This window comes from Brevundimonas sp. SORGH_AS_0993, assembly GCF_030818545.1.
Classification (GTDB): Bacteria; Pseudomonadota; Alphaproteobacteria; order Caulobacterales; family Caulobacteraceae; genus Brevundimonas.
Genome location: NZ_JAUTAH010000001.1, coordinates 1,294,431 through 1,308,861 on the forward strand (window position 1 = coordinate 1,294,431; position 14,431 = coordinate 1,308,861).

17 protein-coding genes are annotated in these 14,431 nt (G+C 68.6%); 10 read left to right on the top strand and 7 right to left on the bottom strand.

Going from position 1 to position 14,431, the window contains the following annotated elements:
* The 5 genes from QE389_RS06430 to QE389_RS06450 all read right to left on the bottom strand — a co-directional run bounded on the left by QE389_RS06430 (position 1) and on the right by QE389_RS06450 (position 3,607).
* Positions 1–240, bottom strand: coding sequence for a DUF3297 family protein (locus QE389_RS06430; protein WP_307365562.1), 240 nt, complete (start codon positions 238–240; stop codon positions 1–3).
* 119 nt (positions 241–359) lie between these two features.
* A complete protein-coding gene (locus tag QE389_RS06435; RefSeq protein WP_307365564.1) occupies positions 360–1,277 on the bottom strand; it encodes a MotE family protein in 918 nt (305 codons plus the stop codon).
* A gap of 19 nt (positions 1,278–1,296) precedes the next feature.
* Positions 1,297–1,893: a DUF6468 domain-containing protein gene (locus tag QE389_RS06440; RefSeq protein ID WP_307365565.1), complete on the bottom strand. Its 597-nt coding sequence runs from the start codon at positions 1,891–1,893 to the stop codon at positions 1,297–1,299.
* Entirely contained in the window at positions 1,893–2,936 is a 1,044-nt protein-coding gene (gene fliM / locus QE389_RS06445) for a flagellar motor switch protein FliM (RefSeq protein ID WP_307365567.1), read from the bottom strand. The genes QE389_RS06440 and fliM overlap by 1 nt, the downstream gene beginning before the upstream one ends.
* Positions 2,933–3,607, bottom strand: coding sequence for a flagellar basal body-associated FliL family protein (locus QE389_RS06450; RefSeq protein WP_307365569.1), 675 nt, complete (start codon positions 3,605–3,607; stop codon positions 2,933–2,935). Before QE389_RS06450 ends, fliM begins: the two co-directional genes overlap by 4 nt.
* 181 nt (positions 3,608–3,788) lie before the next feature.
* Here QE389_RS06450 and flgF point away from each other — a divergent pair, with 181 nt between their 5' ends.
* The 8 genes from flgF (at position 3,789) to QE389_RS06490 (ending at position 9,697) form a co-directional block, all read left to right on the top strand.
* Complete coding sequence (gene flgF, locus QE389_RS06455; RefSeq protein WP_307365571.1) at positions 3,789–4,529, top strand: flagellar basal-body rod protein FlgF; 741 nt, start codon at positions 3,789–3,791, stop codon at positions 4,527–4,529.
* Positions 4,530–4,582: 53 nt separating this feature from the next.
* Positions 4,583–5,371, top strand: coding sequence for a flagellar basal-body rod protein FlgG (flgG, locus tag QE389_RS06460; protein ID WP_307365573.1), 789 nt, complete (start codon positions 4,583–4,585; stop codon positions 5,369–5,371).
* A gap of 4 nt (positions 5,372–5,375) precedes the next feature.
* A complete protein-coding gene (locus QE389_RS06465; protein WP_307365575.1) occupies positions 5,376–6,023 on the top strand; it encodes a flagella basal body P-ring formation protein FlgA in 648 nt (215 codons plus the stop codon).
* A 12-nt stretch (positions 6,024–6,035) separates the two neighbouring features.
* Positions 6,036–6,764 (top strand): flagellar basal body L-ring protein FlgH, encoded by a 729-nt coding sequence (gene flgH / locus QE389_RS06470; protein ID WP_307365577.1) that lies wholly within the window; start codon positions 6,036–6,038, stop codon positions 6,762–6,764.
* 103 nt (positions 6,765–6,867) lie between these two features.
* A complete protein-coding gene (locus QE389_RS06475) occupies positions 6,868–7,311 on the top strand; it encodes a hypothetical protein (protein WP_307365579.1) in 444 nt (147 codons plus the stop codon).
* Positions 7,312–7,321: 10 nt separating this feature from the next.
* Entirely contained in the window at positions 7,322–7,846 is a 525-nt protein-coding gene (locus QE389_RS06480; RefSeq protein ID WP_307365581.1) for a hypothetical protein, read from the top strand.
* Positions 7,847–7,902: 56 nt separating this feature from the next.
* Positions 7,903–8,601 (top strand): DUF885 family protein, encoded by a 699-nt coding sequence (locus tag QE389_RS06485; RefSeq protein ID WP_307365583.1) that lies wholly within the window; start codon positions 7,903–7,905, stop codon positions 8,599–8,601.
* A complete protein-coding gene (locus QE389_RS06490; protein WP_307365585.1) occupies positions 8,573–9,697 on the top strand; it encodes a DUF885 family protein in 1,125 nt (374 codons plus the stop codon). Before QE389_RS06485 ends, QE389_RS06490 begins: the two co-directional genes overlap by 29 nt.
* A 3-nt stretch (positions 9,698–9,700) precedes the next feature.
* On the opposite strand, the gene QE389_RS06495 is transcribed toward QE389_RS06490, so the two are convergent.
* Positions 9,701–10,699, bottom strand: coding sequence for a cysteine synthase A (locus QE389_RS06495; protein ID WP_307365587.1), 999 nt, complete (start codon positions 10,697–10,699; stop codon positions 9,701–9,703).
* Between the two features lie 119 nt (positions 10,700–10,818).
* Between QE389_RS06495 and gcvA the strand changes: the two genes are divergently transcribed.
* Both gcvA and QE389_RS06505 read left to right on the top strand, forming a co-directional pair.
* Entirely contained in the window at positions 10,819–11,748 is a 930-nt protein-coding gene (gene gcvA / locus QE389_RS06500; protein ID WP_307365589.1) for a transcriptional regulator GcvA, read from the top strand.
* Positions 11,749–11,768: 20 nt separating this feature from the next.
* Positions 11,769–12,503, top strand: coding sequence for an NYN domain-containing protein (locus QE389_RS06505; protein ID WP_307365591.1), 735 nt, complete (start codon positions 11,769–11,771; stop codon positions 12,501–12,503).
* 10 nt (positions 12,504–12,513) lie between these two features.
* Here QE389_RS06505 and dxs read toward each other — a convergent pair whose 3' ends face one another.
* Positions 12,514–14,424 carry a 1-deoxy-D-xylulose-5-phosphate synthase gene (gene dxs / locus QE389_RS06510; protein ID WP_307365593.1) on the bottom strand — a complete coding sequence of 637 codons (1,911 nt, stop codon included), beginning with the start codon at positions 14,422–14,424 and terminating at the stop codon, positions 12,514–12,516.
* Positions 14,425–14,431 lie beyond the last annotated feature (7 nt).

The window sequence follows — 14,431 nt, forward strand, 5'->3', positions numbered from 1 at the left end:
TCAGCCGTGCTGGAAATAGGGTTCGACCGGGCCTTGCAGCTTGACGGTCAGGGCCTTGCCCTTGCGGTCCACGCGGTTGCCCAGGGCCAGGCGCACCCAGCCCTCGGAGACGCAATATTCCTCGACGTTGGTCTTTTCCTCGCCCTTGAAGCGGATGCCGACGCCGCGCTGCAGCACCTCGGCGTCGTGATACGGGCTGGACGGATCGACCGAGAGGCGGTCGGGGGGCGTGTCGGACATGGTTTCGGTACGCTCGGGTCGTGGGAAGGCGCGGTGATAGACGGACGCGCCGCGCCTGCCAACCGAAACCGCCGCCGGAAAGCCGTATGCCGGACGCTGCGCGTAGACTGCGGGAGGGCCTATTGCACCGTTTGACGCGGCTGGGCGTTGGCGGCGGCCGAGGGCTGATAGGGCTGAGGCGTCGTCGGGGCGGGCGTCGCAGCGGCCGGCTTGGGGGCCGGACGGCGCGCGGGCGGACGGGCGGCGGGGCGCGACGCGGGACGGCTTTGGGCCGTGCGGGCGCCCGGCGTCGCCGCAGAAGGCGTGGCGTTGGCGGCGGGCGTCGCAGTCGGCGCGGCCGCCGGACTCGTATTCTGGGCCGGCGTCGGCTGCGGCGGCGGGGTGGCGGCCTCGGCGGCGGCGGCGCGGGCGGCCATCTGCTGGGCCTGGAAGCGGGCCGCCAGCTTTTCCGTCAGTTCGCGGGCCTGGGGCGGGGTCATCTGGGACATGATGGCCGCCAAGGTGCGCGGCCGCATGGCGGCGGCGACCGGCAGGCGCACCCGATCCTCCAGCGACGCCATGACGGGCGCGGCGTCCTTGGGCCGCATGGCGGAATAGACCTGGACCAGGCGGTCGATCTCGGCCTTTTCGCGCTCGTCGACCTGCCCCAGCATCTGCTTCATCTCGACCTTCAACGCCTCCAGCGCCTTGACCTTGGCGTCCAGCTTCTGTTCGGCGGCGACCATCAGCGGCAGGGTGGTGGCGAAGTCCTGGTCGCGCGCGTCCAACTGGCTGCGGCGCTGCGACAGGGACTGGATGATCTTCAGTTCGGCCGGCGAAATCCCCGCCTGCTGGGCCAGTTGTTCCGGCGTCAGGGCGCAGGCGGTCGGCAGGACGGGCTTGGGCGCGCCGCCTGCGGCGGCTGCGCTTGTGGCCGCGTCCTCGGCCCAGGCCTTGGCCCCGTCGAACAGACCGGGCGCCAACCCGACCGCGCGCACGGCGACGACCCCGCCGATGGCGACGGCGATCAGGGGCAGAATGCGGGGGATGCGGGCCATGGACTAGGGCTTTCCGAACTCAGGCGGCGAACAGATCGTCGTCGAGATTACGACGCGCGGCGTTGAGGCTTTGTTGGGCGGCATGGTTAGCGGACCGTCCCGCCGTCAGGGCGTGAACGATGGCGGCGACATTCTCACGGCCCGCCGGCGCGCTGGCGCGCTGGCTGGTCGCGGGACCGGCCAGACCCTGGATGCGTTCGGCCAGGGCGGCCATGCGGCGGGCGCGGTCTTCGTCCTCAGACGCCGACGCGGGCGCCGACGCGGGCGCGGCGGGCGGCGGCGTCTGGCGCACGATCTCCAGTCGGGGGGTCGGCTCCTCGACGCGCGGCGTCGGCATCGGCGTCGGGGCGCGGGCGATCAGGGTTTCCAACTGCGCCTTGACCTCGCGCGCCTTGATGATCCGGTCGTGCAACAGGTCCGTTTCCTGTCCCGAAGCCCGCAGGGTCGCCAAGGCCGCCTCGGCGCGGCCGGCGGCGGCGTTCAGATCGGTGACGGCCTGGGCGAAAGCCAACTGCCCCGCGCGCAGGGCCGAAAGCTTGCGCTCCAGCTTGACGCCATAGCCGACCGCCGCGACCAGCAGCAGCATCAGCACTGCGTCCATGATCATTCCAGCCATCAGCGGGCTCCTCTCAGGCGTGTGGCGGCTTCCGGGTTCAGGGGACCTTCGACCCGGATGGCGATATGCTGGCCCTTGCGCCCCATGCGGCCGGTCGTCAGCGGAATGACCCCCGCGCGGATCGACACCTCGGAGTCCGGCGTGGCGTTCAACATCAGGGTGTCGCCGACCTTCAGGTTCAATACGGTGGACAGGGGCATCTGCTGCTCGTCCAGAACGACGCGAACCTCGGTCTCGGTGGTCCACATCTCGGTCGCCAGGTGGCCCTCCCAGATGTTGTCGCGGCCGAACTTCTCACCCATGAACTGTTGCAGCAGCATCTTGCGGATCGGTTCCAACGTCGCATAAGGCAGCAACAGTTCGATCCGGCCGCCGCGATCCTCCATGTCGATCCGAAGCTTGATCAGTATGGCGGCGTTGGCCGGACGCGCGATGGCGGCGAAGCGCGGATTGGTCTCCAGCCGGTCCAGGTTGAAATGCACCGGGGTCAGGGGTTCGAACGCCTGGCGCGCGTCGTTCAGCACGACCTCGACCATTCGCTGCACCAGAACGCGCTCGATCGTGGTATAGGGACGCCCCTCGATCCGCAGGGCCGCAGTGCCCCGACGCCCGCCCAGCAGCACGTCCACGATCGAATAGATCAGGTTGGAATCGACCGTCAGCAGGCCGTAGTTGTCCAGCTCCTCGGCCCGGAACACCGCCAGGATGGCCGGCAGGGGAATGGAGTTCAGATAGTCGCCGAACCGGATCGAGGAGATGGTGTCCAGCGACACCTCGACATTGTCGGACGTGAAATTTCGCAGGGACGTCGTCATCAACCGCACAAGGCGGTCGAACACGATCTCCAGCATCGGCAGACGCTCGTAGGAAACGAGCGCGGAGTTGATGATGGCCCGTATGCCGGACTTGTCGCCGTCGTCGCCGTCACCCAGATCGAAGCCAAGAAGGCTGTCGATTTCGTCCTGGTTCAGGACACGTTCGGACAGGCTGTCGCTAGGGTCGCCCAGGCCGCCGAACGGGTCGAGAGGCGCGGTCTCGGTCATTGATTGCCGACCAGCATTTCTTCGATCAGCACGGCGTCGACCTTGCCAGGGGCGGCGATCAGATTGACGCGGCGCAGGATTTCGGCGCGCAGTTGATAGGCGCCGGCCGAACCGCTGAGGTCTTCCGGCCGCAGTTCACGCATGAAGGTGGTGAACATGTCCTGCAGGCGCGGCATCTCTTCCTGGAGATGGGTCGCCACCTCGGCGTCGTGCGTCTCCAGGGTCAGCTTCAGCTTCAGATAGGTCGCCCGGCCGTCCGACGACTGGATGTTCATCGTCATGTCCGGAAGGGTGAAGAAGGTGACGCCGTCCGGTCCCGCGGCGATCACGCCCTGCGAAGGATCGGCCGCGCCGCCCTCTCCGCCTTCCCCTCCGCCGTGGCCGCCCTTCTTCTCTTCCTTCTTTTCCGGCTTGCCGTGCTCGCCGGCCCCCTTTTCGCCTTCCGCCCCATGCGCTTCGGCCTTCTTGGGCTGAAGCATGAAGAAGGCGGCCGCCCCCCCTCCACCCAGCACCAGAAGGGCGACGGGGGCGATGATGAACAGCAGCGGCAGCTTCTTTTTCTTGGACCCGGCGGCCTCGCCCTCGGCGGCTTCGCCCGAGGCGTCCGAGACGGCGGGCAGGTTGGCGTCGTCCGCCGGCGCGTCGCCCTTCTTCTTGCCGAACTTGAACATGCGCGCGCGCCCCGGAAATTCTCAGTGGAGAAGATCGACCGGGTTTGGTTAACGCGGCGTTTACAGTGGGCAGGTTTTGCCGGGCGCCGACCCGAGCTGCGCCGCTGAAACCCCCATCCCGCCTGAATTAACCGTGTTGGCACGGCCGTTGCGAGACGAAGGGCGAAGGAGCACGCCTCTCGTGGAAAACGCCGCCTATATCGGATTGTCGCGTCAGATGACCTTGCGCCGCGAGCTGGACATCGTGGCCAACAACGTCGCCAACGCCGACACCAACGGCTTCAAGGTCGAGCAGCTGATGGTCAGCGCCGAGGTGGGCGAGCGCGCCCGCAACGACTCCATTCGCCCCTCCGCCAGCTTCGTGCTGGACAACGGCGTGGGCCGCGACTTCCGCCAGGGCTCGATGGCCCAGACCGGTCGCCCCCTGGACTTCGCCATTTCCGGCGAAGGCGCCTTCTTCACCGTCAGGGACGGCGCGAACGGCGAAGCCTACACCCGCGACGGCGCCTTCACCACCGATCCCGAAGGCCGCCTGACCACCAAACAGGGCAAGCCGGTCCTGTCGGGCGGCGCCGAGATCGTGCTGGACCCTCAACTCGGTCCGGTCTCGGTCGGCGCGGACGGCGCCATCACGCAACGGGGCCAGGTCACGGGCCGGCTGTCGGTCGTGCGGTTCGACGCTCTCGGCGCCCTGGAGAAGGGCGGCGACGGCCTTTACCGCAACCGCTCCAACGCCAAGCCGATCGAGGCGGCCGACGCCCAGATCCATCAGGGATCGCTGGAGTCCTCCAACGTCAACCCCCTGATCGAAATCACCAATCTGATCGAGATCAGCCGCGCCTACGAAAGCGTGACGCGGATGATCGACAACACCAACGACCTGAGCCGTCGCGCCGTCGAGCGCCTCGGCAAGGCCGCTTAAGGGAGCCCCTCAAGTCACGAGACGCCGAGCGTCGAGAGATAGGGAGACGAACAATGCGCGCACTTCGCACCGCCGCCTCGGGCATGGCCGCCCAGCAGTTGAACGTGGAGGTCATCTCCAACAACATCGCCAACATGAACACGGTGGGCTTCAAGAAGCAGCGCGCCGAGTTCCAGGACCTGCTTTACCAGAACGTCGAACGGATGGGCGCGCAGTCGTCCAGCGCGGGCACCGTCGTTCCCACCGGAATCCAGATCGGCGCCGGGGTCAAGGCGGGCGCCGTCTATCGCCTGACCGAGCAAGGCACGCCCAAGGCGACGGGCAACCCCTATGACATGGCCATCGACGGCAAGGGCTATTTCCAGATCAGCCTGCCCTCGGGCGAAAAAGCCTATACCCGCGCCGGCAATCTGCAGGTCAATCCGGAAGGCCAGATGGTCACGGACGACGGCTATCTGCTGGAGCCGGCGATTACCATCCCTCAGGACGCGACCAAGGTGTCCATCTCCAAGAGCGGCCTGGTCCAGGTGACGCAAGCGGGTCAGCCGGCCCCCACCACCGTGGGCCAGATCGAACTGGCTAACTTCTTCAACGAGGCGGGTCTGGAAGCGGTCGGGGACAATCTGCTGCTGGAAACGGCCGCGTCCGGCCCGGCCATCGTGGGCACCCCCGGCGACGTCGGCTTCGGCCAGATCATGCAGAACTACACCGAGGCGTCGAACGTCGACGCGGTGACGGAGATCAGCGACCTGATCATCGCGCAGCGCGCCTACGAAATGAACTCCAAGGTCATCAGCACGGCCGATCAGATGCTGTCGGTCACATCGCAGATCAAGGGCTAAGATCATGGGCCGTCTTCATCGCATCGCCGCCCTCGGCGCTCTCCTGGCCGCCGTCCTGCCCGCCGTGGCCGCGCCGGCCCTGGCCGCGCCGGTCGTGCTGCGCGCCAACCCCGTCGACGACGACGGCCACGTCACCCTGGGCGATCTGTTCGAGGGCGCGGGCGCCGCCTCGAACGTGGCGGTGGCCCAGCGTGTCGGCCCATCGGTGGTGCTGGAGGCTGGCCAGCTTCAGGCCATGGCCAGCCAGGCCGGACTGGAATGGAGCAATCCCAACGGCCTGCGCCGCGTGGTGGTGCGGCGCGCCCTCGCGCCCGCCCAAACCGCCAATCAGGCCGCCAATCAGGCCGCGCCCGCCTCCGCCGGCCTGGAGGCCGCCGCGCCGCAAGTCCGCGCCGCCTATCGCCCGACCGGCGCGGGCCAGCAGGTCATCGCCCGCAACGACATGGTCCGCGTCATCTACCAGGTCGGCGGCGTGAACCTCAGCGTCATGGGCAAGGCCATGCGCAACGCCGCGGCCGGAGAGCCGCTGGCGATCATGAACGTGTCGTCCAACCGCCTGATCGAAGCGGTCGCCACCGGACCGGGCCAGGCCGTCGCCGGCCCTGCCGCCGATCTGGCCCGCGCCAATCCCCAACAATTCGCCGCCCGCTAGGGAAACACAATCATGAAGACCGCCCTGATCGTCGCCGCCTTCGTTCCTCTGGCCGCCTGCTCCACCGCCGTGGAGGCCGTGCGGGGTCCCGAACTGGCGCCCATCGGCTATCCGGCCGCCCTAGTGCCGACGCAGCAAGCCTATCTGCCTGCGCCCGTCCCGCGCGAGGCCACGCCCGCCAGCGCCAACAGCCTGTGGCGCGTCGGCGCGCGCACCTTCTTCGGGGACCAGCGCGCCCGCCACGTCGGCGACATCCTGACCGTGAAGATCGACATCGACGACCGCGCCCAGACGCAGAACTCGACCCAGCGGTCCCGCTCCAACGAAGTTTCGGGCGGCGTGTCGCACCTGTTCGGACTGGAAAGCAGCCTGGGCCGCGTCCTGCCCGGCGCCTTCGACCCGTCCAACATGATCGGCCTGGAGGGAGGCTCCAAGTCGGCGGGAACCGGCTCGGTCAACCGCGCCGAGAAGGTGTCCTTGACCATCGCCGCCGTCGTCACCGACGTGCTGGCCAACGGCAATCTGGTGATCCAGGGTCGCCAGGAGGTCCGCACCAACCGCGAGGTGCGCGAACTGACCGTCGCCGGCATCGTGCGGCCCGAAGACATTTCCTCGGCCAACGCCATCAATCACACCCAGATCGCCGAGGCGCGCATCTCCTACGGCGGGCGCGGCGACATCAGCCGCATCCAGTCCGCCCCGGCCGCCCAGAACCTGGTGGAGCGGTTCAGCCCCTTCTGACGCCGAGCGGCGGCCGACGACCGCCGTGGCCTATTGCAGTTCGCGCCGCGCCCGACGACATTCGGCGCGGCGCGGCCTTTCGCGTCGTCTGCGGAACCGACGCATGGGTGTCCTTCTCCCGGCCTTGCTGGCCCTGGCGCTGCAAGCCTCCGCTCCGGCGGCGAATCCCGCCGCGGGCTGGACCTGGACCCTGTACGAGGGATCGGGGCCGCTGGTCCTGGCCAATGAACGGCCGGACAGCCCTGATCTGAAGACCACCCTGCAATGCCAAGCCGGCTCGGGCGTCGTCACCGTTTCGGTCTACGGCGCCGATCCGGCGTCGGGCTTTGCGCGGATCACCGCCGGTTCGGCGACCGCCACGGCCGAGGCGCGGGCCGGACGCGGCGGCAAGCTGGAGACCGCACTGCCGGTCGACCACCCCGCCTTCGCCGCCTTCGTCGTCGGCGGCAGCATGACCGTCACGGTCGGGGAAAGCCAAAGCGCCGTCACGGTCGAACGGCCTCACCTCGCCAAGCTGCGTCGCTTCGCCGACCGTTGCGCCGGATAGGGAGTTTTCCATGCGCCTGACGTCTCCCTCCCGGCCGACCATGCCGCTGCTGGCCTTGGCGGCCCTGACGGCCTGCCTGTCGGCCTGCGCCAGCGGCGGCGTGACAACGCCCGCCCCGCAGACCGCCTCGACAGGGGTGCCGTCGCCGACGCCCGGTTACGACTGGCTGCTCGATCAGGACGGGCGGGAAGTGACACTGGCCTATGGCCAGCCCAACAGCGACGATCTGAAGCTGCAGCTGATCTGTCAGGGCGGCACGGGGCGGCTTCAGCTGGCGGCGGTTTTCGACAAGCCCGCGCGGGTTCTGCACGTCGAATCGGGCGGCGACGACGAACGCTACCCGGCCCGCTCGGAACCGGCCGCCATCCACGAAGGCCAGTATGTGACCGCCGACGCCCAGACCAAGGACCCCGTGTTCCAGCGGTTCCGCCGTCTGGGCTGGCTGGCCCTGTGGCAGGGCGACGACCGCGAGACCCTGGCGGCGCATCCGGGGTCTCTGTCCAACGTCGAACGGTTCTTCGCCGCCTGCGGATGACTTGACGCATCCCGCCCCGTCGCGTTGCCTGCGCGGACTGTTCGGGAGGGGTTTCCATGAAGATGTCGCACCTGGCCGTCGCGGCCGCCCTGTTGTCGGGGGCGGCGCCCGTCGTCGTCATGGCCCAGACGCAGGGCGCGCCGACCGCCGCCGCCAGCCCGACCGACGCGGCCCTGAACGGCCTGATCGCGGACTATGAGACCTATCTGAAGGCGACCGACCCCTTCACCGCCTCCAGCGAGGGCGACCTGGCGGCCATGGCGCGGACGCCGGATATCAGCCGATCGTTCGAACTGGCCCAGCGCGCGCCGCTGGAAGCCTTCGTCGCCCGGCTGAAGGCCATCGACCCGGCAAGTCTTTCCCACGCCGGAACGGTCAACCGCGACTTCCTGCTCTACACCCTGAACCGCAGCCTGGAGGGGCTGGACTACGACACCGGACGGCTGGCCTTCGACAGCGAGGGCGGACCGGGCGCCTGGGCCCTCTACACCGGAACCTCCACCCGCCTGAATTCTGCGGCCGAGGCCGAAGCCTATATCCAGCGCATCCGGGGCTTCGGGACCCTGTACGCTCAGGCGACCGAGAACGCGCGGCGTGGTCTTCGCACCGGCATGGTCCAGGCCCGCTCCGTGACCGAAAGCGCCATCCAGTTGGCCCGCAACGACGTGGCGACCGCGCCCGACGCAGAACCCCTGATGAAGCCCTTCGCCACCCTGCCGGCCCAGCGTGCCCGCCGCCGAGAAGGCGCGCCTTGAGGCCCAGGGAGCCGAGGCCGTCGCCTCGGTCATCGCGCCGGCGCGGCGCGCCTGGCTGGCGTTCCTGGAAAGCGACTATCTGCCCAAAGCGCCGATCGAACCGGGCCTGGGTCAACGACCCGGCGGCAAGGCCATGTACGCCTATCTGGTGCGCGGCCACACCACCACCGACCTGACCCCCGATCAGATTCATCAGATCGGCCTGGACGAGGTGGCCCGCATCCGCGCCCGCATGGAGACCGAGATGCGCGCCGCCGGCTGGACCGGCGATTTCGCGGGTTTCCTGAACTTCCTGCGCACCGACCCGCAGTTCTACGCCCACAGCCGCGAGGAGCTGCTGGAGAAGGCGTCGGAAATGGCCAAGCGGGCCGACGGCGGCCTGCCGCCCCTGTTCGCCACCCTGCCCCGCCTGACCTATGACGTGCAGCCGGTTCCGGCGCAGATCGAGGCCAACTACACCACCGGCCGCTACAATCCCGGCTCGATGCAGAACGGCCTGCCGGGCCACTATGTCGTCAACACGTCCAAACTGGACCAGCGGCCGCTGTACGAACTGCCGGCCCTGACCCTGCACGAGGCTGTGCCCGGCCACCATCTGCAGATCGCCCTGCAACAGGAGGCGGCGGGCCAGCCCTATTTCCGGCGTCAGGCCAATGTCACGGCCTTCACCGAAGGCTGGGGCCTGTATTCCGAGTTCCTGGGCGAGGAGATGGGCTTCTATCGCACCCCCTACGAACGGTTCGGCCGCCTGTCCTATGAGATGTGGCGCGCCTGCCGCCTGGTGGCCGACACCGGCCTGCATTGGCTGGGCTGGTCCCAGGATCAGGCCCGCGCCTGTTTCCGCGACAACACCGCTCTGGCGCCCCACAATATCGAGACTGAACTGCAACGCTACATCGGCTGGCCCGGTCAGGCGACGGCCTACAAGATCGGGGAAATCCGACTGCGCGAAATCCGCCTGCGGGCCGAACGCGAGTTGGGGCCCAAGTTCAACGTCCGCACCTTCCACGACGCGATTCTGACCGAAGGCCCGCTGCCCCTGGACCTGCTGGACCGCCGAATGGACGCCTGGATCGCGGAGCAGAAGGCGAAATAGGCCCTACATCCAGTCGGGTGCGGGCAGGCCCTTGGACCGCAGGAATTCGGGGTTGAACAGCTTGGACGCATAGCGCGACCCCGGATCGCACAGGCAGGTCACGATGGTCTTGCCCGGCCCGATGTCGCGCGCCAGTCGCACGGCCCCGGCGATATTGACCCCCGCCGATCCGCCCAGCGACAGCCCCTCGTGCTGCACCAGGTCGAACAGGAGGGGCAGGAACTCCGCGTCCTCGATCCGATAGGCGCGGTCGGGCCGGAAGCCTTCCAGATTGCCGGTGATGCGCGCCACGCCGATCCCCTCGGTGATGGACGAGCCTTCTCCGGCCATGCGACCCTCGGTGTACCAGTTGAACAGGGCCGCGCCCGCCGGATCGGCCAGGGCTGTCGTCACCTCGGGCTTGCGTTCGCGCAGATAGGCCGAGACGCCCGCCAGGGTGCCGCCCGATCCCACGGCCGAAACGAAGGCGTCGACCCTGCCGCCCGTCTGGTCCCAGATTTCCGGGCCGGTGCCGTAGTAATGGGCGTCGCGGTTGGCGGTGTTGTCGAACTGATTGGCCCAGATCGCGCCCGCCTCTTCGCTGTCGTTCAACTCGGCCGCCAGACGGGCCGAATAGTGGACGAAATGGTTGGGGCTGGAAAACGGAGCGGCGTCCACCTCCATCAGGCGCGCGCCCAGCGAGCGGATGGCGGACTTCTTCTCCTCCGACTGGGTGCGGGGCATGACGATGACGACCGGATGGCCCAGCGCCGCCCCGACCAGGGCCAGGCCGATGCCGGTGTTCCCGGCCGTGCCTTCCACAATGGTCCCGCCGGGCTTCAGCGCGCCAGAGGCCCGCGCAGCGCGCACGATGGACAGGGCCGCCCGGTCCTTGATCGAGCCGCCGGGGTTCATGAACTCGGCCTTGCCCAGGATTTCGCACCCCGTCTGGTTCGACAGGCGGTTCAGCCGCACCAAGGGCGTGTTCCCGATCAGGTCGATGACGGACGGCGTAACGGACAAGGCGAGGCTTTCTGGCGATGAGGATCGAAGGCGGCCTTAAGTGACGCCGCCGCACCCGCTTGTCTATGGCCGGCGTCAAGTGCATTGCCATCGCCGCGTCGATAGGATTTCTAACGCCGATGGCCCGTCCCATGCTTCCGCTCAACGCCCTGCGCGCCTTCGAGGCGGCCGCCCGGCACCTGAACTTCTCGCGCGCGGCCGACGAACTGTCGGTCACGCCCGGCGCGGTCAGCCAGCAGATCCGCCTGCTGGAGGACATGGTGGGCGGCTCGCTGTTCGTGCGCGAGGCGCGGGGCCTGCAGTTGACCGACCTGGGCCGGTCCTCGGTCCCCTTGCTGCGCGAGGGGTTCGAGCGGCTGATGGACGCCTCGGCCCTGTTGCGCGAGCCGCCGCGTCGTCGCCAGGTGTCGATCAGCGTCGCGCCCAGCTTCGCCTCCAAATGGCTGATGCCGCGCATGGACGACTTCCACGCCGCCCATCCCGAGATCGAGCTGTGGATTTCCGCCGACATGGAACCGGCCGACCTGTCCGAGGGCAAGGTCGATCTGGCCGTTCGCTATGGTCCCGGCGACTATCCGGGCCTGACGGTCCAGCGGTTGATGACCGAGACCGTGCTGCCGGTCTGCGCCCCGGCCCTGATGGACGCGGAGCCGCCCCTGCGCACGCCCGCCGATCTGGCGCGCCACACCCTGCTGCACGATATGTCCAACGACGGCGACCCCAGCCGGCCCGACTGGGCCATGTGGCTGAAGGCGCGGGGCGTGCGCCATCCCGATCCCCGTCGCGGTTCGCGCTTCAACCAGTCCGGCCTGTTGATCGAGGCGGCCATGGCCGGGCGCGGCGTCGCCCTGGCCAAGCGCACCCTGGCCCAGGCCGATCTGAACGCCGGCCGCCTGGTGGCGCCCTTCACCGACGGATCGGAAGCGGTGGGCTTCGCCTATTTCGTGGTCCAGCCGCGCGACCGTCCGCCTTCGCCCAGCGCCACCGCCTTCGTGGCCTGGCTGAAGAAACAGGCCATCGACCACGACAACACCATGGGCCAACTCTAAATCCCCGAAAGGAGGTCGTCATGGCCAATGGAAAGCCCGCACGCCTCGCCGTGCTGATCGACGCCGAGAACGCCTCGCCCCGCATCGCCGAGGCGCTGTTCACCGAAATCGCGACCCTGGGCGAGGCGTCGGCGCGGCGCGTCTACGGCGACTTCTCCAGCGCCCAGATCGCCGGCTGGACCAAGGTTCTGGCGCGCTGGGCGATCCAGCCGCAGCAGAATTTCGCCAACACCAAGGGCAAGAATTCGGGCGACATCGCCCTGGTGATCGACGCGATGGACCTGCTGCACTCGGGCCGGTTCGACGGCTTCTGCCTGGTGTCGTCCGATTCCGACTTCACCCGCCTGGCCGCCCGCATCCGCGAGGAAGGCGTGGACGTCTATGGCTTCGGCGAACAGAAGACGCCCGAAAGCTTCCGCCAGGCCTGCACCCGCTTCATCTACACCGAGAACCTGACCACCCCGTCCGAACCGGAGGGCGACATCGGCAAGAAGGCCGCCGCCGAACCTGCGCCCGCCAAGCGCAAACCCGCAGAGGCGACGCGCCTGATCGCCTCCATCATCGCCGACATGGACGAGGACGGCGACGGTTGGGTCGCCGCGGGGGCCATCGGCAATCGGCTGCGTAACGCCTATCCCGACTTCGATCAGCGCACCTATGGCTACGCCAAACTGTCCGACCTGATCCGCGCCACCGGACGGTTCGAGGTCGACAGCAAGGGGCCGGGAGGCATGCGAATCCGCGACCGGGCCTGAGAAGCGTCGGTCAGGCGCGCGCCGCGCGACTGACCGACGCGCCCAGAGCCTGAAGGGCCGAGGCCGCGATATGGTCGGCGTTCAGCCCGGCCTGGGCGTACATGGCGGCCGGAGCGTCCTGATCCTGAAAGATGTCGGGCAGGTGCAGGGTGCGAACCTTCAACCCGCCGTCCAGCGCGCCCTTTTCCGCCAGCAATTGCAGGACGAAGGCGCCGAAACCGCCCATGGCGCCCTCTTCCACCGTAATCAGGGCCTCATGCTCGCGCGCAAGGCGCAGGATCAGATCGGCGTCCAGAGGCTTGGCGAAGCGGGCGTCGGCGACGGTGGCCGACACGCCTTTGGCCGCCAGAAGGTCGGCGGCCTTCAGCGATTCCTGCAGGCGCGTGCCCAGGCTCAGGATGGCGACGGATGCGCCTTCGCGCACGATGCGGCCCTTGCCGATCTCCAGCGGGGCGGCCAGTTCGGGGATGTCCACCCCCACGCCATCGCCGCGCGGATAGCGGAAGGCGCTGGGGCGGTCGTCGATGGCTAGGGACGTCGCGATCATCGCCGCCAGTTCCGCCTCGTCGGCGGCGGCCATCAGCACCATGCCGGGCAGCGCCCCCATGAAGCCGATGTCGAACGATCCGGCGTGGGTGGCCCCGTCCGCCCCGACCAGACCGGCCCGGTCCATGGCGAACCGCACCGGCAGGGACTGGATGGCCACGTCATGGACCACCTGGTCGTAGCCGCGTTGCAGAAAGGTGGAATAGATGGCGCAGACCGGCTTCATTCCATCCGCCGCCAGACCGGCGGCGAAGGTGACGGCGTGCTGTTCGGCGATGCCGACGTCATAGGTCCGTTCGGGGAAAACCTGGCCGAACAGGTCCAGCCCCGTGCCGGACGGCATGGCGGCGGTGATGGCCACCACGGTGGGATCGACCTTGGCGTGCTTGATCAGCTCGGTCCCGAACACCTTGGTGTAGCTTGGGGCGTTGGACACGGCCTTGGCCTGTTTGCCCGACACTACGTCGAACTTGACCACCGCATGGAGTTTGTCGGCGCTGCTCTCGGCGGGGGCGTAACCCTTGCCCTTCTGCGTCACGACGTGAACCAGCACGGGCCGATCCTCGATCGCCGCCGCCTTCTTCAGAATGGGCACAAGATTGTCCATGTCGTGCCCGTCGATAGGACCGACGTAGTAGAAGCCCAGCTCCTCGAAGAAGGTGCCGCCCGTGACCATGCCGCGGGCGTATTCCTCGGCCTTCTTTGCCGCCTGGCGGAAGGGGCGCGGCAGGTGCTGCGCCACCGACTTGCCCAACCGCCGCACGTTCTGATAGGCGCCGCCCGACACCAGCCCGGCCAGATAGGCGCTCATCCCCCCGACCGGCGGGGCGATGGACATGTCGTTGTCGTTCAGGACGACCATCAGCTGGCCGCTGGTCGCCTCGGCGGCGTTGTTCATCGCCTCATAGGCCATGCCGGCGGACATGGAGCCGTCGCCGATGACGGCCACGACGCGGTTCTTCTCGCCTTTCTGGTCACGCGCGGCGGCGAAGCCCAGGGCGGCGCTGATCGAGGTCGAGGCATGGGCTGCGCCGAACGGGTCGTATTCGCTCTCGCTGCGCTTGGTGAAGCCGGACAGGCCGCCGCCCTGGCGCAGGGTACGAATGCGGTCGCGCCGCCCGGTCAGGATCTTGTGCGGATAGCACTGATGCCCGACGTCCCAGATCAGGATATCCTTGGGCGTCTCGAACACATGGTGCAGGGCCGTGGTCAGTTCGACCACCCCCAGTCCCGCCCCCAGGTGCCCGCCGGTCACGGAGACGGCGTCGATGGTCTCCGCCCGCACCTCTTCGGCCAGCTGTTTCAGCTGGGCGATGTCGAAGTTCCGCATGTCGGCGGGAAACTTGACGGTGTCGAGCAGGGGGGTGTCGGGCATTGAAAAG

Bases quoted from the DNA above. Each gene is read 5' to 3' on its own strand.
- QE389_RS06430 (WP_307365562.1), bottom strand. From the start codon at position 240: ATGTCCGACACGCCCCCCGACCGCCTCTCGGTCGATCCGTCCAGCCCG.
- QE389_RS06435 (WP_307365564.1), bottom strand. From the start codon at position 1,277: ATGGCCCGCATCCCCCGCATTCTGCCCCTGATCGCCGTCGCCATCGGC.
- QE389_RS06440 (WP_307365565.1), bottom strand. From the start codon at position 1,893: ATGGCTGGAATGATCATGGACGCAGTGCTGATGCTGCTGCTGGTCGCG.
- fliM (WP_307365567.1), bottom strand. From the start codon at position 2,936: ATGACCGAGACCGCGCCTCTCGACCCGTTCGGCGGCCTGGGCGACCCT.
- QE389_RS06450 (WP_307365569.1), bottom strand. From the start codon at position 3,607: ATGTTCAAGTTCGGCAAGAAGAAGGGCGACGCGCCGGCGGACGACGCC.
- flgG (WP_307365573.1), top strand. From the start codon at position 4,583: ATGCGCGCACTTCGCACCGCCGCCTCGGGCATGGCCGCCCAGCAGTTG.
- QE389_RS06465 (WP_307365575.1), top strand. From the start codon at position 5,376: ATGGGCCGTCTTCATCGCATCGCCGCCCTCGGCGCTCTCCTGGCCGCC.
- flgH (WP_307365577.1), top strand. From the start codon at position 6,036: ATGAAGACCGCCCTGATCGTCGCCGCCTTCGTTCCTCTGGCCGCCTGC.
- QE389_RS06475 (WP_307365579.1), top strand. From the start codon at position 6,868: ATGGGTGTCCTTCTCCCGGCCTTGCTGGCCCTGGCGCTGCAAGCCTCC.
- QE389_RS06480 (WP_307365581.1), top strand. From the start codon at position 7,322: ATGCGCCTGACGTCTCCCTCCCGGCCGACCATGCCGCTGCTGGCCTTG.
- QE389_RS06485 (WP_307365583.1), top strand. From the start codon at position 7,903: ATGAAGATGTCGCACCTGGCCGTCGCGGCCGCCCTGTTGTCGGGGGCG.
- gcvA (WP_307365589.1), top strand. From the start codon at position 10,819: ATGGCCCGTCCCATGCTTCCGCTCAACGCCCTGCGCGCCTTCGAGGCG.
- QE389_RS06505 (WP_307365591.1), top strand. From the start codon at position 11,769: ATGGCCAATGGAAAGCCCGCACGCCTCGCCGTGCTGATCGACGCCGAG.
- dxs (WP_307365593.1), bottom strand. From the start codon at position 14,424: ATGCCCGACACCCCCCTGCTCGACACCGTCAAGTTTCCCGCCGACATG.